Source organism: Paenarthrobacter sp. 10N417 (assembly GCF_056394745.1).
The window spans coordinates 100,316-118,221 of the sequence record NZ_JBFTIL010000014.1 but is presented as its reverse complement, the minus strand read 5'-3'; the positions used below and the strand labels follow the sequence as shown (position 1 = coordinate 118,221).

At 63.5% G+C, this 17,906-nt stretch carries 17 protein-coding genes; 1 reads left to right on the top strand and 16 read right to left on the bottom strand.

All coding sequences use genetic code 11. The features are described 5' to 3' along the window. Positions 1–2 precede the first annotated feature (2 nt). The 16 genes from AC1DCM_RS17300 to bioB all read right to left on the bottom strand — a co-directional run bounded on the left by AC1DCM_RS17300 (position 3) and on the right by bioB (position 15,962). On the bottom strand, positions 3–1,481 hold the full coding sequence (locus AC1DCM_RS17300; protein WP_477516684.1) for an aldehyde dehydrogenase family protein: 1,479 nt from the start codon (positions 1,479–1,481) through the stop codon (positions 3–5). A 28-nt stretch (positions 1,482–1,509) separates the two neighbouring features. Further along, positions 1,510–2,322 (bottom strand): SDR family oxidoreductase, encoded by an 813-nt coding sequence (locus AC1DCM_RS17295; RefSeq protein WP_477519169.1) that lies wholly within the window; start codon positions 2,320–2,322, stop codon positions 1,510–1,512. Continuing rightward, positions 2,322–3,248, bottom strand: a complete 927-nt coding sequence (locus AC1DCM_RS17290; RefSeq protein WP_477519179.1) for a dihydrodipicolinate synthase family protein — start codon at positions 3,246–3,248, stop codon at positions 2,322–2,324. The genes AC1DCM_RS17295 and AC1DCM_RS17290 overlap by 1 nt, the downstream gene beginning before the upstream one ends. 148 nt (positions 3,249–3,396) lie before the next feature. Then, positions 3,397–4,218, bottom strand: a complete 822-nt coding sequence (locus tag AC1DCM_RS17285; protein WP_477519168.1) for an enoyl-CoA hydratase-related protein — start codon at positions 4,216–4,218, stop codon at positions 3,397–3,399. Continuing rightward, complete coding sequence (locus tag AC1DCM_RS17280) at positions 4,215–5,483, bottom strand: CaiB/BaiF CoA transferase family protein (protein ID WP_477519167.1); 1,269 nt, start codon at positions 5,481–5,483, stop codon at positions 4,215–4,217. Before AC1DCM_RS17280 ends, AC1DCM_RS17285 begins: the two co-directional genes overlap by 4 nt. Then, positions 5,480–6,844: an FAD-dependent oxidoreductase gene (locus tag AC1DCM_RS17275; protein ID WP_477519166.1), complete on the bottom strand. Its 1,365-nt coding sequence runs from the start codon at positions 6,842–6,844 to the stop codon at positions 5,480–5,482. The genes AC1DCM_RS17280 and AC1DCM_RS17275 overlap by 4 nt, the downstream gene beginning before the upstream one ends. A gap of 10 nt (positions 6,845–6,854) precedes the next feature. Then, entirely contained in the window at positions 6,855–8,186 is a 1,332-nt protein-coding gene (locus AC1DCM_RS17270; protein ID WP_477519165.1) for an MFS transporter, read from the bottom strand. A 163-nt stretch (positions 8,187–8,349) separates the two neighbouring features. Continuing rightward, positions 8,350–8,949, bottom strand: a complete 600-nt coding sequence (locus tag AC1DCM_RS17265; RefSeq protein ID WP_223936112.1) for a helix-turn-helix domain-containing protein — start codon at positions 8,947–8,949, stop codon at positions 8,350–8,352. Positions 8,950–9,038: 89 nt separating this feature from the next. After that, a complete protein-coding gene (locus AC1DCM_RS17260) occupies positions 9,039–9,419 on the bottom strand; it encodes an Hpt domain-containing protein (RefSeq protein WP_477519164.1) in 381 nt (126 codons plus the stop codon). A gap of 332 nt (positions 9,420–9,751) precedes the next feature. Beyond that, positions 9,752–10,261: a very short patch repair endonuclease gene (locus tag AC1DCM_RS17255; RefSeq protein WP_477519163.1), complete on the bottom strand. Its 510-nt coding sequence runs from the start codon at positions 10,259–10,261 to the stop codon at positions 9,752–9,754. A gap of 27 nt (positions 10,262–10,288) precedes the next feature. Next, a complete protein-coding gene (locus tag AC1DCM_RS17250) occupies positions 10,289–11,431 on the bottom strand; it encodes a cytochrome P450 family protein (RefSeq protein ID WP_477519162.1) in 1,143 nt (380 codons plus the stop codon). Then, positions 11,428–12,111 carry a dethiobiotin synthase gene (bioD, locus tag AC1DCM_RS17245; protein WP_477519161.1) on the bottom strand — a complete coding sequence of 228 codons (684 nt, stop codon included), beginning with the start codon at positions 12,109–12,111 and terminating at the stop codon, positions 11,428–11,430. Before bioD ends, AC1DCM_RS17250 begins: the two co-directional genes overlap by 4 nt. Then, the gene (locus AC1DCM_RS17240) at positions 12,108–13,325 is read right to left on the bottom strand and encodes an 8-amino-7-oxononanoate synthase (protein WP_477519178.1); all 1,218 of its coding nucleotides are present in this window, start codon (positions 13,323–13,325) and stop codon (positions 12,108–12,110) included. The genes bioD and AC1DCM_RS17240 overlap by 4 nt, the downstream gene beginning before the upstream one ends. A gap of 8 nt (positions 13,326–13,333) precedes the next feature. Next, entirely contained in the window at positions 13,334–14,662 is a 1,329-nt protein-coding gene (gene bioA, locus AC1DCM_RS17235) for an adenosylmethionine--8-amino-7-oxononanoate transaminase (protein WP_477519160.1), read from the bottom strand. Further along, complete coding sequence (gene bsaP, locus AC1DCM_RS17230; RefSeq protein ID WP_477519177.1) at positions 14,659–14,745, bottom strand: biotin synthase auxiliary protein BsaP; 87 nt, start codon at positions 14,743–14,745, stop codon at positions 14,659–14,661. The genes bioA and bsaP overlap by 4 nt, the downstream gene beginning before the upstream one ends. 191 nt (positions 14,746–14,936) lie before the next feature. Next, the gene (bioB, locus tag AC1DCM_RS17225) at positions 14,937–15,962 is read right to left on the bottom strand and encodes a biotin synthase BioB (protein ID WP_477519159.1); all 1,026 of its coding nucleotides are present in this window, start codon (positions 15,960–15,962) and stop codon (positions 14,937–14,939) included. 208 nt (positions 15,963–16,170) lie between these two features. On the opposite strand from bioB, the gene AC1DCM_RS17220 reads away from it, so the two are divergent. After that, positions 16,171–17,847: a purine-cytosine permease family protein gene (locus AC1DCM_RS17220; protein ID WP_477519158.1), complete on the top strand. Its 1,677-nt coding sequence runs from the start codon at positions 16,171–16,173 to the stop codon at positions 17,845–17,847. The last annotated feature ends 59 nt before the right edge of the window (positions 17,848–17,906 follow it).

Here is a 17,906-nt window from a genome sequence, read left to right as displayed (position 1 = left end):
CACTACACACCGGTGTAGACGGTCTTGCCCCAGGTGTAGAAGTCCAGGGCGGACCTGCCTTGCTCGCGGAAGGTGTTGGTGGAGGAATCCTTCACACCGCCGAAGGGGACGTTCAGGTCCAGCCCGGCAGTGGGTCGGTTGATCTTCACCACGCCGGCTTGGGCGCGAGCAGCGAAGTCCGTGGCGAGAGCCAGCGAGTCCGTGCAGATGCCGGCGGTGAGCCCATAGCGGGAATCGTTGATCGCAGCCAAGCCTGTTTCATAGTCGGCCACCTCAAGAACTGCCACCACTGGCCCGAAGATCTCTTCCGTCACGGCTGCGTCGTCGAAGGGTAGTCCGGTGAGAATCGCCGCCGGGAAGAACAGCGCGCCGGCGGGGTCGCCGTCGTACTGTCCGTGCAGGAGTGTGGCCCCGCGTTCGACGGCGGTACGCACCGCTGCCTGGTCCTGCTCGAATTGCTGCCTGCTCACCACAGCGCCCATACGGGCGTCGCCATCAAGTCCGTCGCCGGTGGTGTAGTCGGCGGCCTCCTGAACCAAAGCATCGAGGAAGGCGGAACGGATGCCGGGCGTCACGTAGACGCGGGACGTCGCTGTGCACGCCTGGCCGGTCAGGCCGAACGCGCCTGCCGCTACTACCTGCGCAGCTTTGCGGGGGTCGGCGTCATCCAGCACCAGGACACCGTTCTTGCCGCCCATTTCGAGCTGGACGCGGGCGCGCCGGGCATTGAGGATCTCCTGCAGTCCAAGGCCAACATTGGTGGAACCCGTGAACGACAAGCCGGCAATCCGGGGGTCCCGGGCCAGCGCGTCACCCACTACGCGTCCCTTGCCGTGAACCACGTTGAACACGCCGGCGGGCAGTCCGGCGTCCTGCAGGGCGCGCGCCAGGTGGGTTGTGGACAAGGGAGTTAGCTCGGCCGGTTTGATCACCACGGCGTTGCCGCTGATCAGGGCAGGCGCAGTTTTCCATGCCGGAATCGCGATAGGGAAGTTCCATGGGGTAATGAGTCCCACCACGCCCAACGGTTCGCGACGCGTCGTGACGGTGGTGTCCGGCAGGCCGCTGGGCAGGACTTCGCCGGTTGCTGCCCAGCCGAGTGAGCCGAAGAAGCGCAGCACGTCCGAGGCACGCTTGACCTCACCCTTTGCCTCCGCAAGGGTCTTGCCTTCCTCACGGACCAGATCCTCAGCGATTGCGTGTTGGCGGTCGTTGAGCAGGTTTCCGGCCGCGATGAGGATGGCTCCCCGGGCTGGTGCTGGCAGGGCCGCCCATGACGGCTGGGCTGCGGCGGCCGCGGTGATGGCGGCGTCCACGTCCTGGACGGTGCCACTGGGTGAGAGCGCTGCGACTTCGCCTGGCCGGGCCGGATTCATTCGCTGTGTGTCCGCGTCGCCGAGCCATTGGCCATTGATGAGGTGCTGGGCGGTGATCGTCTGCGGGTCGGTGATCGCCTGGGGGTCAACTGCTGTGGAAGTCATGATGTTCCTATCGGATTTAAGGGGGAGGCTAGAGGCTGCGGATCAGGCCGCCGTCGCACCTGAGCGCGACGCCGGTGATGTACGACGCCGGCGCGCTGCACAGGAAGGCGGCAGCGGCACCGAACTCGGCAGGTTCTCCATAGCGCCGGGCGGGGATGGTCTTGCGGGATTCGAGCTGGATGTCTTCGAGCGTGGTGCCGCGGCGCTTGGCGGCGGCCTGGTCAAGTTGGGTGACCCGATCGGTGGCGATGCGGCCTGGCAAGAGCAGATTCACTGTGACCTCGTCCAAGGCAACTTCTGCGGCGAGCGTCTTGAGGTAACCAGCCAGGGCAGCACGTCCGGTGTTGGAGACGGCGAGGTTGGGAAGCGGCGCTGTCACCCCGCTGGATCCGATAGCCAGGATCCGACCCCATCGCCGCTCCCGCATCCCCGGAAGTACCTGGGAAACCAAGGCGTGCTGCGGTTTGACCAGGAGATCAAAGGCCGCTGCGATGTCATCGGAGCTCAGCGTGGCTGCGGCACCGGGTTTGGGGCCTGGGCCGTTGAGGACCAGGATGTCGATGGGTCCCAGGTCCGCGACCGTCTGTTCCACCGCCGATTCGATGCCCTCGGGCGTGGTCAGGTCCGCTTCGATGGCGACGGCGTCAAAGCCGCTGTTTCCATAGGCTCCAGTCCCGTACGCGGCCTGCAGTTCAGCGACGATCTCCTTGGCACGGTCCCGACGACGGCCCACGATCGCCACGCGCACGCCTTCGGCAGCCAGGGCACGCGCCACGGCCAGGCCCAGCCCACCCGTGGAAGCAGCGACCAACGCTGTCTTGCCTGCGATTCCCAGATCCATCAGAAGCTCCTTACCGGGGCGGCGGCATTTTCAAGGGCCGACGCTGCCTCACGAAGATGCATCCCCATACTCCCGCGCAGGGCTTCGGGGAAACCCGCTGCAGGGGCGCGAACGCCGGAGTCCTTGATGAGGCCCCGTTCGCGCAGACATTCCTTTCGGATAGCCAGCGCCACCTTCGCCTGCTGCTCAAAGTTGATCAGCGGCAGATAGGGGAGCAGTTCGCGTTGGGCTGCTTCGTAACCATCCTGCTGCCATGCCCGCACACAAGCTATGAGGGCTTCAGGGTAGGAGAAACCGGTCATTGCGCCTGCTGCGCCGGCCAGCAGTTCGTCCAGCAGTCCCTGCCCGCCAAGGCCACCAAAGACGGAAACCCCGACGCCGGCACTCAGCTCCGCGATCGCGACGCTGGTGGGCGGTGCTTCGGCCTTGACAGCAATGACGAAGTCGCAGGAAGCCACCACCTTGATCAGTGCGGGTGTGGAGATAGTGACCCCACTCGCCAGCGGATAGTCCTGCAGGACCACCTTGGCGCCAGTTGCCCGGTGGATGGCATCCAAGTGCGCAATCACGGTCTCGGGTTTGGCCGAGTTAGCCTGCACCATCACAGCTGCCAGGCGTTCTCCGGCAACGTCCTGGGCAGCCCGGACTTCCTCGATGGCGGGCCTGGTAGCCAGGGCGGTCACGCCCACCACCAACGGCAGCGCAGTGCATTCGACGACGGTTTCCAGCACTTGCCGGCGTTCCTCCACCGTCAGTGCGGCTGCTTCGCCGAAGACTCCCAACACAGTGAGTCCCGTGGCGCCGATGGCCTCGTAGTGCTCAACGAGTTCGGCCAAGCTGTCCAGGTCGACGTCCAGCGTGCTGCCCTGGAATGGTGTGGCAACAACGCCCCACACTCCAGGAGTCAACGATTCACGGTGCTGCATTTCACTGTTTAGGGCTTCGGGTTTTAGGGATTCGGGCGCGACTGATGACGGCATCGGTATCTCCTTTTATTTCCTTTGAAATGGTTTTTGTTGGCGAGGCGGGTCAGTGGCAGGTCAGGTCATTGGTCCTGCCGGATCACTGAGCCGATCAACGCCCCGGCCAGATCGGCGCGCGCTTTTCCTGGAAAGCGCGCACTCCTTCAGCGGAGTCTTCACTGTCCAGCGCCGCCATAAGAGCCGGCAGTCGCAGGCCGCGGGCTTCGGTGGCCGTCAGATGGGAAGTCTGCGTGACCATCTGCTTCACGGCACGGACCGAGGTGGGTGCGCACGCCAGGACCTGGTCCACCCAACGCTGCACAGCGGCGTCGAGCTCTTCAACAGGAACTACCTCGTTGACAAGACCCATGGATTGCATCTCGGCGGCGCCTGCCTTGCGGCCTGTCAGGAGCATCCCCATGGCCTGGGTATACGGGATCCGCCGCACCAACTGGTGGATGCCGCCGTCGAGCGCTAATCGCCCAACGCGAGGTTCCGTCAAGCCGAACTTCGCGGTGTCGGTGGCCACCACGATGTCGGCACCCAGCACAATTTCCATCCCGCCACCCAGGGCGTAGCCGTTGACCTTGGCGATGACCGGGATGTCCAAGCTGGTGCGCAGGCTCAGGCCGCCGAAGCCGTTCGGGTCCAGGCTGGCCCAATACTCCAGGCCGGTCTTGTCCACGGCCGATGCCGACATGTCGGCACCAACGCAGAAGGCACGGGACCCAGCACCGGTGATGACAACCGCACGTACGGACGGGTCCTGCTCAAGCTGCGCCCAGATCTCGTTGAGCCGTGCATGCGTGGCGGCATCCACTGCGTTGAGGACGTGTTGACGATCGATGACCACCGTCGCCACGTGGTTCTCGATGGTCAGAGTGACGGTATCAACCGGCGCCTCAACTGGTGCTTGAACTGCTGTCGCCGTCATCGCAACACACCCAGCTGCTGCAGGCGCTCGATCGCCTCTTGGTCGAAGCCGTTCTCCAGCAGGACCTCCACATTGTGCTCCCCAAGTCGCGGCGCAGCCCGGCGGATAGTGGGCGGAGTAGCGGAGAGCCGAATGGGAGCGTTCAGCATCCGGACAGTGCCGACGCCGGGGTGCTCTGCTTCCACGATCATCCCGTTGGCCGCTGTTTGCGCATCCGCCAGTGCCTGTTCCAGGGTGTGGACCGGAGCATTCAGCAGCCCCTGCTCCTCAAGTTGGTGGGTCCAATACTCGGTGGTATTCGTGGCGATGCGCTCGCGGAAGATGGCTTGCAATGCCGGCTTGTTCTTGAATTGCTGCTCAAGGTTGGAGAATTCGGGCCGCTCGGTGAGGTCTTCGTCCAGGCCAAGTGCTTCAGAAATCCTGGCCAGCGGATCAGGGGTGAAACCACCCACCATGCACACCGCGCCGTCGGTAGTTTCGAAGACGCCGCTCAGCGGCATGGCGCCCCAGTTGACCTCGTAGCCACGGTTGAGCTGCATGCACGCTTCCTGCATCTGCAGGTGCAGCATGGAATCGTACATCGTCACCTCCACCTTCTGGCCCACTCCCGATGCCTCGCGTGTGCGCAGCGCCAGAAGGATGCCCTGCATGAGGTGCATGCCGGTGATGTAGTCGCACAGGGTGGTGGGGTAGATGGAGGGCTTGGCGTCATCGGATTCCCGGCGCCACATCACCCCGGAATACGCTTGCGCGATCGCGTCCTGGCCACCTTTGTGGGCGTAGGGCCCCTCAGGGCCGAAGCCCGTGCCCGAAGCCCAGATGATTCCCGGGTTCGCAGCTTTCAGGTCCTCGTAGCCGAAGCCCATCCGTTCCATGACTCCGGACCGGAAGTTGCTGACCACCACGTCTGCGTCAGCCATGAGCCGGTGCAGCACCTCACGCCCTTCGTCGGTGCGGGTGTCCACAGACACGCTGCGCTTGTTCCGGTTGATGGACAGGAAAATCGGGTTGTCCTGGCCGTCCTGGTCCGGGAAGGAATTGCGTGAAATGTCGCCGGCGCCGGGGCGTTCCACCTTGATGATGTCTGCACCGTAATCGCCCAGCAGCTGGGTGCAGGACGGGCCCATGAACACCTGGGTGAAGTCCACGATCTTGATGCCGTCCAGCGGCAGCGGTGTAACTGCCGGAGCCGCTGAGACGCCGGTGGCAGCGGCGGCGGGGGACGCCGTCGTGCTTTCAGCTTGGTCGAGGAGGACAGTGCTCATGCCGGCACCGCCTCGTTTGAGTCCACGGTAGCGTTCGACGACGGGACGTCGCCTGGGTCTGCACCATGCCGGCGCATGCCCTGCTGGATATCCAGCGCGGAAACGTCGCGCACCAACACGTTGTTTTCCACGGCGAGGGCGGCTGCGACGCCGACGGCCTGTCCCATGGCCATGCAGGGCGGGATCTCGCGCGACATTTTCTGTGCCTCGGGGGTGGCGGAATAGTGGCGACCGGCGACCAGGAGCTGGTCCACTTCCTTGGGGAGCAGCGAGCGGTACGGGTAGTAGTAGTCACGGCCGCGGGCAACGGTGTCCGCGAATTGGCGGCGCTGGGTGACGTCGTCCTTGGTCATGACATACTCGCCCTGCAGAAGGCGGGTTTGGCGGACACCCATCTGGGAGGCGACGTCCAGCATGTAGCAATTTTCGAAGCCGGGAAGGTTGGCGCGGACGTAGTCCACGGCCTCGGAGATGCGGTCCCTGGCTGCGAACTCCGCAGCCGTCATGTCCGCGGGGTCAACGCCGTCGAATCCGCTCATGTGCGGCGCGTTGCACCAGACCACGCCGTCGATGGGGGTCTTGAGCCACCAGAGTTCCCACGCGCCGCCGAGGAGACGCTTGATCTTGCGGTTGATGGCGCGCGCTTCCTTGGGGTTGGCCTGTTCGAAGGCTTCGGCGGCATTGGTGTCCACATTGCCAAGCCGGAAAACCAGCGTGGTGATGTAGTTGTCCTTGGCATAGCTGGCACCGGCGCGGGAGGCGACGTCGATGTCACCGGTGGTATCGATCACGACGTCGGCCATGAACGCTTGCGGGCCAAGTTTCGTTTCGCAGATGACGCCCTTGATCACGCCGTTGTCCACGATGGGACGGGAGAACCAGGAGTGCAGGCGGAGGTCCACGCCGGCCTCGCGCACGAGGTCGTTGGAGACGCGCTTCCAGCCGTCTGGATCGAAAGCAGCGGCGTAACAGATGGGCTTGGGGTTGGTGTGGGAGTGGAAATCGAAGGTGCCGTAGCGGCCCCACTTGTTCCAGAGTTCCTCGGAGGTCTTGCGGTCATCGGCGGGCGGAACGATTGCCAGGCCGAGCTTCTGCAAGCGCTCCACGTACTCGGAGACGATGCCTGTGACGGTGATTTCCTGGCCGTTGATCATGTCATCGAGAACCAGGACCATACCGCCGGAAGCCAGGCCGCCTAAGGATGAGTAGCGTTCCAGGAGCGTTACTTTGGCTCCTGAGCGGGCCGCGGTAACCGCCGCGGCGACGCCTGCGGGACCACCGCCGACTACCAGGACGTCGGATCGTGAGATGACCGGGGCGGTGAGGTCCGCCGTCGTAGTGCTGAGTTCAAGGGTATTCATGGGAGGTTCCTTACTTTCCGACGAAGATGCCGTTGGACCGGCGCGCGGCGAGGTAGAAAACGATGCTGAGGATGGAGAGGGCGGCCACGTAGACCGGGAAGATCCAGGTGAGGTTCAGGGACTGGAACCAGACCAGAAGGTAGGAGGCGGTGCCACCGAACAGTGCCACGCCAATGCCATAGCCCAAGGCGACGCCGGTGCCGCGGATATTCTTGGGCATCAGGGATGAGCTGACCACGTTGTAGAGGGTCATGTTCAGGACCAGGACGATTGAGCCGCCCAGGAGGACTGCTGCGAATCCGCCAATGCCCGGCTGGACGTACATCAGCATCAGGAACACGGACGGGATGGCGAGGATGCGGGTCACCAGGAACCAGCGGGACATTGCTTTGCCGTCGGCCAGCTTGCCGATGATCCAACTGCCTACTACGAGGATGATGGCCAGGATGGTGGTGAGGGCGAAGACCGCGGTGGGATCTTCCTTGAAACCGCTGCGGGCTGCGGTGGGAAGGCCAACGTTCCAGGCGTAGTTGTAGGCCTGTGCTGCCCCGACCACGAAGATGATGGCAAGGACGGAGAGCCAGTGCTTACGGACTCCGGACCACACGGCACGGGGAGTGTTGGTGGCCATTTCCTCGGCCTTGAGGGTTTCCGGCAGGGAGCGGCGGAGATAGAGGACGACAAAACCGAAGGCAGCGCCGATGATGAACGGTACGCGCCAGCCCCAATCGGCCATGGCTGCGCCGCCGAGGACAAGGCTGCAGAGGAAACTCACCAGCGAGGCCAGCAGGATGCCGATGTTCACGTAGAAGGACATGATGCCGGCCACGTAGCCTTCGCGGCCTTCCGGGGCGAGCTCAACGGCGTGGGAGGTGGAGAGTGGGGCTTCGATTCCTGTGGAGATACCCTGCAGGACGCGGCACACCAGCAGGATGACGCCGGCCCAGGCGCCGATAGTGGCGTAGTTGGGCGTGATGGCAATGATCAGCGTGGTGCCGGCCATGAGCATGATGGACAAGAGCATTACTCGACGCCGGCCGATTCGGTCTGCGAGCGTCCCGAGCAGAATGCCGCCCAAGGGACGGAAGGCGAACCCGACGGCGAACACGGCCAGTGCGTTCAGTGTGGCGGAGAGTGGCTCTGTGTTGGGGAAGAAGTTCGGTCCAATGAAGGCTGATAGGAGGCCGAAGACCATCCAGTCGTACCATTCAAGCGCGTTGCCGAGGCCCAGACCCAGCAGTCCTTTGCGGACCTGGGGAGTGAACTTTGGGCTCCGTGTGGGGGCGGAGTTGCTGGTGCTTGGTGACGGGACGACGTTGTCCGTCGTTTGGGTGTTGAGCATGGAAGTGTCCTTACGCTGACGCCCCGGAGGGCGTGGGAGGGTATGACGCAGGAACGCCTGTTGGAAGAGGCGTCTTGTGCGAAAGTGGCAAGGATTGTCTGCGGCCACGGTTCGTGTCCGGACAGTTAAGGGAAAACGCTGGCGCCGTTGAGGGGCAGCAGTGTTACCACGCGTGTGGTGCGTTGACCCAGATGGCTACGCATACCTCTTCGTAGCTGTTTTTGTACCAGTGGGGGATCTCTGAGGAGTAGGTGATCGAGTCGCCCTCTTCAAGGCTGTAGCAGACGCCGTCCAGATAGACGTCCTTACGGCCGGAGATGATGTAGCAGAACTCTTCACCGCTGTGGGTAAAAGGGGTTGCGCTGGTGTCGTGCCCTGGGGGCGTGCTGATCCACTGCGCTTCGATGCTTCCGTCGCGGTTGGGAGTCAGCAGTTCGTGTACGGCTTCGCCCACGGATTCACGGGTGACGTTCTTCAGGTTGCGTCGCTCGGATCTGCGGACCACCGGTGAGGTGGACTGGTCCTGGCCTATGAAGAATCTCCCTACGGGGATGTCCAGGCCGTGGGCCAATTGGGCCAGCGTGGTGAAGGAAGGGTTGGCCATTCCCCGTTCGATTTGGCTGACGATCGCCTGGCTGAGGCCGGTGATGTCCGAGAGCTGGGCGAGGGTCATGCCCTTTGCCTTGCGCATGGTGCGCACCTTGTTCCCCACAGTTGCCAGCARTTCGCTGGTGGCTGGCGGTGCAGGAGTCTCGGTAGTCATTGCCGCATCCTTCGTTGGTGAGCTAACTCACACAACTATAGTGAAGATTTTTAGCGAGTCAATGGTTTTCTTTATTTTCGTGAAGATCTTTACGAAAGCGAGGGTTGGAGTTCGCAGATCGTTCCGAAAACGAAGGCCTCAATCAGCTCCACCTGCGGCCGAAGTTCCTGAAGGTGCCCGGCGTTGGGGAGGAGCCTGATGCTGATTTCCAGTTCGGTGGCCAAGCGGCGCATGCAGATGGCGCCCACCATGTGGCTTGATGTCTTCAGGCTCAGCACCGCGTCCATGGCATCTTCCATGTCCAGGTTGTTCAGGGCATGATGCAGCCGATCAACCCGCCACGGCAGGAGATCTATGTAGTTGCGGACGAACGTTCTGACGATGGATGGGTCTCCGCCAAGTTCTGCCTGGAGTTCGGTGAGGATGGTGGGATCAACCAGTGAGTCTGTGCACTCGTCATACTCAGACACCAAACCCCTCCCGCCTCCGAACAATAGATTCACGATTCAACAGTAGGCTCCGGGGAACTCTGGGGGCGCCGGAAAAGCAAAGCTTGATCCAATCTTGAGCGGACTCAGAGGGAGTCTTGATCGAAGCCCCCGAAAGTAAGTAAAGGAAATGGAGTAATCGCTGGATCGGGGGATCAAGGCGTGGGTAAAGGAATGGAAATCAGCATGAACGGTGGTGTTCGACCCTCGCTGGGTCTCATGGTCATCATCGTGTTGTGCCTGACGGTCCTGCTGGGTATTGGTGGAACGTCAGCGTATGCGTTGTGGGAGCAGGGCTCCCACGCCGGCAATGATCACTCAGACTCCGCTGGGACTTCTGGGACTGCCGGGAGTGTCGGCTCCAAGGCACCGTAGGGCGGACTGCCCTCCACATACCCCTCCAAGAACGCAGTCAGCCGTTCTTCGAGCACGGAGCTATCCCGCAGTTCGCACTCCCACACCGTCAACACGTCCCAACCGGTAGAGCGCAATTGTTCCCTCTGAGCAAGATCGCGTTCACGGGTCCGAGTGCGCTTGGTCTCCCAGAACTCCGCATTGGCAGTGGGCGCATGCAGGCCCACCTTGCAATCATGGAAGTGCCAGAAGCAGCCGTTGACGAAAATGACCTTGCGACGGCTCGAGAACACCAAATCAGGCCGGCCCGGCAGCTTGCTCCCACCAGCTTGCCCGTGCAGCCGATAGCGGTACCCCTTGGCATGCAGGAGTTTCCGGACCAGTAACTCGGGCTTGGTGTTTTTGCCCCTGATCCTGGACATGTTTCGGCTGCGCTGCTCCGGCGTCAGCAAGTCCCGGCTCTCGCCCATAAAGTCCAGCCTACCCACCCAAATTCGCTATGGGTGGGTGACGCTGACCGTCCGTGGAGCCTGGAATGACAGCAGCCGCAGCCATTCCGGGTTGGGGTCCAGGAGCCGGACCCCCTTGAGTGCCGCGGTTGTCTCCTGAACCACGACGGCGGCCTCCAGTTCCGCCAGTTTCGCACCTAGGCAGCGATGGATTCCTGAGCCAAAAGCCAGGCCGTAGGGGGTGGGTCCCTGATGGTCGGTGCCTTCCCCGGCAGGTTCTCCAGTGCCTTCCCCGGCTGCCCACGGAAAGCCGTGGTTCCCTGTCAGCTCCACCAGGATTTCTTCCCCCGCATGAATGCGCTCACCGTTGAGCTCGGTATCGCGGGCGGCCACCCGGCGCCACGTAGGCACGGAAGATTCAGTGGCCAGCACATGCCGAACAATGTCCCGCGCCTTGGCGCCGGAGGAGGCCTCGTCCCAGGAAATTCCCCGGGAGCCCTCGGCCAGACGGAAGAGCGTTGTGCTGATGAGCTGCGTGGTGGTTTCCTGACCCGCGATGAGCAGGAAGTAGCCCAACGAACAGATCTCCGGCGTACTAAGCCCATGGTCTGAGAGTGCCCTGAACAGGTTTGGTTCCGGGGCGGCTACGGACTCAAGGACCAGTTCGCGCAGCCAGGTGTAGAAGTCCGCCGCGGTGTGGGCCAGCTCGAGTTGCCGTCCGGGATCCGGCCATCCCCAGAACAGCTCAAGGGAGTCCAGGCTCCACGCCTTTAACTGGGGGAGGTCGCGGACGGGAAGGCCCAGCATTTCCAGCATGATGATTGCCGGGGGATAGGCGGCCACTGCCTGAACCAGGTCAACGTGTCCTGCAGAGTTGAGGAGCTGGGCTGCGGCCGCGGCTGACTCCCGCGAGAGCTGCCTAATGCGCGGTTCCATGGCAGCAACCTTGGCGGGAGTGAAGAAGCCCGCAACCACCTTGCGGGTGGCAGCATGCGATGGGGAGGCGTTGCTGGCCAGGACGGGTGGAAGGGCGAAGCGTGCCTTCTGCAGGACGCGGAGGGCCTGACCGGTCAGGGGCGTCACGGCCAGGAGCGCGTTGGCTGGGCTGAAGTCGTCAGGCCGATGAAGGACCTCGCGGACGGTATCCGGATCGCGCAGCACGTTGTAGGGGCAGGTGGTGATGGTGCTCATGCCGGCACCCCCGCAAGCCAGAAGGCTGCCTGTTCGCGGAAGACCTCGGGATCCATGCCAGCGGCTTCATGCCGGATGGCACCCAGCAGGGGGACAGGCCAGTCGGAGATGGTGGCACGGTTGCTTCGCTCCACTGCGCCGGGGACCGCGGGCCAGCTGCCAAGCACAACACCGAGCACCGGCAGGCCCCTCCGATCAAGGGCTTCGAGCGTCAGCGCCGTGTGGTTCAACGTGCCCAGCGACGGCCGCGCCACAACGGCGAAGCCAGCCGAATCACCCAGGAGGGTTCCGAGGTCAGCCAGCGTCCCGCCGTCGTGGTCCAACTCCACCAGCACCCCGCCGGCACCTTCCACGAGGACGTGGTCATGCGTGTTGGCTAAGGCACGGATTCGCTGGGCATGCGAAGCAAGAGCCGGCAGCACCACCTCGTCACAGGCAGCAGCGGGGACGGGAGCCAGTGGCTGTTCCAGCACGACGCCAGCCTCAGCTGTGAGGGGGCCGGCAAGCCGCACTACTTCCGTGCAGTCCGAATCGCCGTCGACGTTGCCGCTTTGGCAGGGCTTGTAGACCGCCACCGAGCAACCGCGCTGCTTGAGGGCTGTGGCGAGTGCCGCCGTCGTAATGGTCTTCCCGACGCCGGTATCGGTACCGGTCACCAGGATGATGCGGGGAAGTTTCATGAGGTTCGCTCCAGGATGTCGCGCAGCACTGCGCAGGCGTGGTCGAGGTCGGTAGGGGTGAGGTTTGCCCGGGCTGTGAGTCGCAAGCGGGAGACGCCGTCGGGCACTGAAGGTGGCCGGAAACATCCCACCTGGACGCCGGCAGCGTACGCGGCCTGGCTCGCAGCCAAGGCGGCTTCCGCTGAAGGCATGGGGATGGATTGAACTGCTCCGGCAGAGCGTTCGACGGCGGTTGAGCGTCCCAGCGCGGGTTGGAGTTGGGCTGCGAGTGCGGCTGCGTTGTGGTGGACAGCCGCGGCACGCCAGGGTTCCTGCTGGATGATCCCGACGGCGGCCATGGCAGCGGCCGCTGCGGGCGGGGCCAACGCGGTGTCGAAAATGAAGCTCCGCGAACGGTTCACCAAGTGCTCCCGCAGCAGGCGGGAACCGAGCACCGCGCCGCCCTGGCTGCCCAAGGCTTTGGACAGGGTGGCGGTGCGGACGACGCCCGGATGGTCCGCCAGGCTGGTGCCAGCTACCGCGCCGCGCCCTTGAAAGGGTCCAAGGCCGGCAACTCCCAGGCTGTGGGCCTCGTCGATCAGCAGCACTGCATCGTGTTTCTGGGCGAGGCTGAACAACTCCTGTAGTGGAGCAGCGTCGCCGCCGACGCTGTAGATGGACTCCACCACAACAAGGGCTCGTGGCTGTGTCCGTCCCTCCAGGAGGCGTGCCGCGTCGGCAATGTCATTGTGCTTGAAGTCCCGGACCTCGGAGCGGCTCAACCTAAAGCCATCGATCAAGGAGGCATGGCAGTGCTCGTCCGCCACAATCAACGTTCCGGGACCACCCAAAGCCGTGGTGACACCCAGATTGGCGAGGTAGCCGGAGGAGAACACCAGCGCGGCCTCGGCTCCCGTGAACAGGGCAAGGTGGTGCTCCAACTCAAGATGCAACTCCGTGGTGCCGGTGACCAGCCGGGACGATGCAGCGCCAGTGCCCCAGCGCCTGATCGCGTCCGTGGCAGCCTCTGCCAGTCGTAGATCCGTGGACAGGCCCAGGTAATCGTTGCTGGCGAGGTCGATCATCAGGCGGTGCCCACCTTCTTTGCCCGGGGCTCCGTCTTTGCGCTGTCCGCCCTCTTTTCCCGCGGCGCCCTGCGGGCCACGCACCGTCGGCTTCCGCACCAGCCCGCGGCGCTCACGGACCTCTGCCTGCTGCTCCAGCCAAGCGGTCATGGAGACGCTCATGCTCGTGCCCCCAGCCTGGTTGCGGCCGCGGAGACTGCCGCCACCATGCCCGCGGTGATGGTCCTGATCTGGGACGTGGAGCTGATGTACGGCGGCATCGTGTAGACGAGGTTACGGAAGGGGCGGATCCACACTCCCCGCTCGATCGCAGCCCGGGTCACTGCAGCGACGTCCACTGCGTCCACCAACTCAATGACGCCCACCGCGCCGATAGTGCGGACGTCCATCACGCCGTCGAGCGCCAACGCAGGGGCCAGGCCCTCCGCGAGCCCTTGGCCGATGCGGTCAACGTCCCCCCGCCAATCCCCGTCCCGCAGCAGTCCGAGGCTCGCATTGGCCACGGCGCAGGCGAGCGGGTTGCCCATGAACGTGGGGCCGTGGAGCAGCGCACCAGCACCACCGCCAGAGACCACGCGGGCAAGCTCAGCTGTGCACAACGTTGCAGCCAGAGTCATGTACCCACCGGTGAGGGCCTTGCCGACGCACAGGATGTCCGGGACAACGTCGGCATGGTTCGCCGCGAATAACTCTCCCGTTCGCCCGAAGCCCGTGGCGATCTCGTCCAGAATGAGCAGCAAGCCGTGCGCATCAGCTATCTCACGCAGGATCCGCGCACACTCCGCCGGGTAAATGAACATCCCGCCGGCCCCCTGCAGGACAGGTTCCACAATGACCGCCGCAAGCTCATGGGAATGCTCACGTGCCAGCGCCTCAACAGACGATCGCCACTCACTGATGTCTGTTGGTGTGGCAGTCGCCGCGGCTGGGGGACGCGGCGCAAAGACGTTGCGCGCCAGCAAACCGGGGAACGCGGAATGCATACCGTCAACGGGATCACAGACGCCCATCGCCGCGAACGTGTCGCCGTGATAACCGCTGCGGACCGTCAGGAAACGCTGCCGTTGAGGACGCCCCGAGGCCGTCTGGAACTGCACCGCCAGCTTCAGAGCAACCTCCACCGAGATGGAACCGGAATCAGCCAAAAACACACGCTCTAACTGACGGCCAGGCTCGCCGGGTGCCAGCGCCAGCAGATTCTCGGCAAGATCCACGGCAGGCTGATGCGTCAATCCGCCGAACATCACATGGCTGAAGGAGCCCAGCTGACGCTGAACCGCGGCGTCCAGCACAGGATGGCGGTACCCATGGATCACCGACCACCACGACGACATCGCATCCAGCACCTCATGCGTGCGGCCGTCCTCGTCCCGCAGTCTCAACGCCACGCCGTCGGCCGCTTCAACCTCCCAGAGCGGCAGCGTCCCGGACGCCGGAGCGTAAGGATGCCACAGGCTCGCCCGGTCGCGCTCGATCAGCGAACTCATTGGGACACCCGTCCATGACGTGAGCACTCCGCCGACCAACCCAGCGGCGTCACCTGAACCTTCATCCGGCGGCGGCACTGCATGCAATAGCGGGGCGGCTCCATCGCCAAGCGTTGCTGGCAGCCCTGGTGCGGGTCCGACGTCGGGTGCGGGTCCGACGTCGGGTGCGGGTCCGACGTCGGGCGCTCGCCGTTGGTGCCTTTATCAGCGGTGCCTTGGCTAACAGTCCCGCCGCAGTGCCCGCAGTATTCCGCCGTCACGGCGTCCGCCGCGGTCATAGCGACTTCTGGAGTTCCTTGATGGGCATGTTGAGCTCCACCAGGAGGTTGAGGTCGGCGGTGGCCGGGCGGCCCAGGGTGGTGAGGTAATTGCCGACGATCACGGCATTGATGCCGCCGAGCAGGCCTTCGCGGGTGCCGAGGTCGCCTAGGGTCAGTTCGCGGCCGCCAGCGTAGCGGAGCACCGTCCGTGGCATGGCGAGCCGGAAGGCGGCGATGGCGCGGAGGGCGTCCTTGCCGTCCATGATGCCCTGGTTTTCCAGCGGCGTTCCCGGACGCGGATTGAGGAAGTTCAGGGGAACTTCGTGAGGTTCCAGGACGGCCAACTGGGCGGCGAGTTCAGCCCGCTGTTCCAGGGTTTCACCCATTCCGATCAGGGCGCCGCAGCACAATTCCATGCCGGCGGCCTTGACCATGTTGCAGGTGTCCAGCCGTTCCTCGTAACTGTGCGTGGTGACGACCTCGGGGAAGTAGCTGCGGGCGGTTTCGAGGTTGTGGTTGTATCGGTGCACGCCCCACTCGGCCAGCTGGTCAACCTGGCGCTGGGTCAACATTCCCAGGGAACACGCGATGTTGATATCAACTTCCTCGTTGATGCGGTCGATCGCGAACTTGATTTGGTTCATGAGCTTGATGTCGGGGCCACGCACAGCTGCGACGATGCAGAACTCGGTGGCACCGGTGGCGGCTGTTTCCTTGGCGGCCTTCACCAGCTCCGGGATGTCCAACCACACGCCTCTTACCGGGCTGTCAAAGAGCCCGGACTGGCTGCAGAAGTGGCAGTCTTCGGGGCAGCCGCCGGTCTTGATGGAGATGATGCCCTCAACCTCCACGTCCTCGCCGCAGTGCTTCAGCCGGACCTCGTGGGCGAGCTGCATGGCAGCCGGAATTGCTTCGTCTGGAAGTTGGAGGATCTCCACAAGCTGGGCTTCGTTGAGGCCCTCACCACGCTCAAGGACCTGCTCGCGTGCGATGTCCAGGATGGCGTAGGCAGAGGCCTCTTGGGTCAGTTGGGTCGTCATGGACTTGACGGTATCCGCGAGCGCGCATCGCGATTTTGTGGGGTCCGCACAAAGTGGCGTCGCGGATTTTGGAGCGCCCTTATGGCTCGTGGGCGAGACGGCTGGTGCAGAAGTTACAGCTGTGAAACATCGTTGTGACTGATTTGACCCGCTGCGTGACTAGCGTCGTTGGCGAAGCACCGACCACGAATCTCGAAAGTGAGCACGGATGAGCGACGTTCTGACAGACACCCAAAGAACTACGACGGCGGGGAACGCCGATGCGATGAGCGCAGCGAAGGAGAGCCTGGAAGATTACACACTCCGGTTCGCCCCACGCTCTTACCGGAAGTGGAGCGCCGGTGTAGTGGCAACCAGTGCTCTTGGCGGGATCGCCTACCTGGCTGACTTCTCTATCGGGGCAAACATCGGCATCGCCTACGGCACCGTGAACGCCATTTTCGGCATCATCGTGGCCGCGGTGATCATCTTCGCCACGGGCTTTCCACTCGCTTACTACGCCGCCCGCTACAACATCGACCTCGATCTCATCACCCGCGGGTCAGGCTTTGGCTATTACGGTTCAGTGGTCACGAACATCATTTTCGCGACCTTCACCTTTATCTTCTTTGCCCTCGAAGGCTCCATCATGGCTCAGGGCCTGCAACTGGGGCTCGGCGTCCCGCAATGGCTTGGGTATGCGGTGTCCACCATCATCATCATTCCGCTGGTGATCTACGGGATGAAGACGCTGGCTACTTTGCAAGTGTGGACCACGCCCTTGTGGTTGCTGCTCATGGTGGTTCCCGTTGGCTACCTGCTGCTCTCACACCCTGAAAGCATCGACGCCTTCTTTGCTTACACCGGTGCTTCGGGCGAGGGCGGTACTAATCTCGCCTCTGTGATGCTGGCTGCCGGCGTCTGCCTCTCCCTGATGGCCCAGATAGCAGAGCAGATCGATTACCTGCGTTTCATGCCACCCAAGACCGCCGAGAACAAGGGTGCTTGGTGGCGTGCCGTAATTCTTGCAGGACCCGGCTGGGTTATTTTCGGTGCCATCAAGCAGATTGTGGGCATGTTCATTGCGATCTACTTGATCGCCAGGCTCGATCCCGCCGCCTCCGTCCACGCCAACGAACCCGTCCACCAGTTCCTGGGCGTGTACCAGGAGATGATGCCGGCGTGGCTCGCGATGTCCCTTGCCGTTGTGCTGGTGGTTATTTCGCAAATCAAGATCAACGTCACCAATGCCTATTCCGGCTCGCTGGCCTGGACCAATTCGTTCACCCGCATCACCAAGACCTACCCCGGCCGGATGGTTTTCGTGGTGGTCAACCTGGTGATTGCGTTGATCCTCATGGAGTCGAACATGTTCGAGTTCCTCAACACGATCCTGGGGTTCTACGCGAACTGTGCCATGGCCTGGGTGGTCACTGTGGCGTCGGATATCGCGATCAACAAGTATCTCTTGAAGATCTCGCCCAAGGTTCCTGAGTTCCGCCGGGGCATGCTCTACGCCGTCAACCCGGTCGGTTTCGTTTCGATGCTGGTGTCCGCAGGCATCTCCATCGCGGTCTTCTTTGGGGCTTTCGGGGTTGGAGTCCAACCGTATTCGCCGATCTTCGCCGTCGGCCTGGCTTTGGTACTTCCGCCGGTCCTGGCTTTGGCGACGCGTGGCCGCTACTACCTGCGCCGCACCGACGACGGAATTGATCTGCCCATGTTCGACGCCGATGGAAACCCCAGCGACGAGAAGCTCCTCTGCCACGTCACCGGCCTTGAGTTCGAACGCCCGGACATGCTCCGCTCAGGCCAGGATGGGCCCGACGGCGAACCCCGCTTCATCTCTTCCCTCGCCTTGTCTACGGACAAGTCGGGCGCCCTGGTGCTGCCAGCTCAGAAATAGGCGCGCTTGACCCAACTGGGGGACAGCACATGTTCCTATGAGCCCTCATAGCGACGATT

Bases quoted from the DNA above. Each gene is read 5' to 3' on its own strand.
- AC1DCM_RS17300 (WP_477516684.1), bottom strand. From the start codon at position 1,481: ATGACTTCCACAGCAGTTGACCCCCAGGCGATCACCGACCCGCAGACG.
- AC1DCM_RS17295 (WP_477519169.1), bottom strand. From the start codon at position 2,322: ATGGATCTGGGAATCGCAGGCAAGACAGCGTTGGTCGCTGCTTCCACG.
- AC1DCM_RS17290 (WP_477519179.1), bottom strand. From the start codon at position 3,248: ATGCAGCACCGTGAATCGTTGACTCCTGGAGTGTGGGGCGTTGTTGCC.
- AC1DCM_RS17285 (WP_477519168.1), bottom strand. From the start codon at position 4,218: ATGACGGCGACAGCAGTTCAAGCACCAGTTGAGGCGCCGGTTGATACC.
- AC1DCM_RS17280 (WP_477519167.1), bottom strand. From the start codon at position 5,483: ATGAGCACTGTCCTCCTCGACCAAGCTGAAAGCACGACGGCGTCCCCC.
- AC1DCM_RS17275 (WP_477519166.1), bottom strand. From the start codon at position 6,844: ATGAATACCCTTGAACTCAGCACTACGACGGCGGACCTCACCGCCCCG.
- AC1DCM_RS17270 (WP_477519165.1), bottom strand. From the start codon at position 8,186: ATGCTCAACACCCAAACGACGGACAACGTCGTCCCGTCACCAAGCACC.
- AC1DCM_RS17255 (WP_477519163.1), bottom strand. From the start codon at position 10,261: ATGGGCGAGAGCCGGGACTTGCTGACGCCGGAGCAGCGCAGCCGAAAC.
- AC1DCM_RS17250 (WP_477519162.1), bottom strand. From the start codon at position 11,431: ATGAGCACCATCACCACCTGCCCCTACAACGTGCTGCGCGATCCGGAT.
- bioD (WP_477519161.1), bottom strand. From the start codon at position 12,111: ATGAAACTTCCCCGCATCATCCTGGTGACCGGTACCGATACCGGCGTC.
- AC1DCM_RS17240 (WP_477519178.1), bottom strand. From the start codon at position 13,325: ATGACCGCTTGGCTGGAGCAGCAGGCAGAGGTCCGTGAGCGCCGCGGG.
- bioA (WP_477519160.1), bottom strand. From the start codon at position 14,662: ATGAGTTCGCTGATCGAGCGCGACCGGGCGAGCCTGTGGCATCCTTAC.
- bsaP (WP_477519177.1), bottom strand. From the start codon at position 14,745: ATGCAGTGCCGCCGCCGGATGAAGGTTCAGGTGACGCCGCTGGGTTGG.
- bioB (WP_477519159.1), bottom strand. From the start codon at position 15,962: ATGACGACCCAACTGACCCAAGAGGCCTCTGCCTACGCCATCCTGGAC.
- AC1DCM_RS17220 (WP_477519158.1), top strand. From the start codon at position 16,171: ATGAGCGACGTTCTGACAGACACCCAAAGAACTACGACGGCGGGGAAC.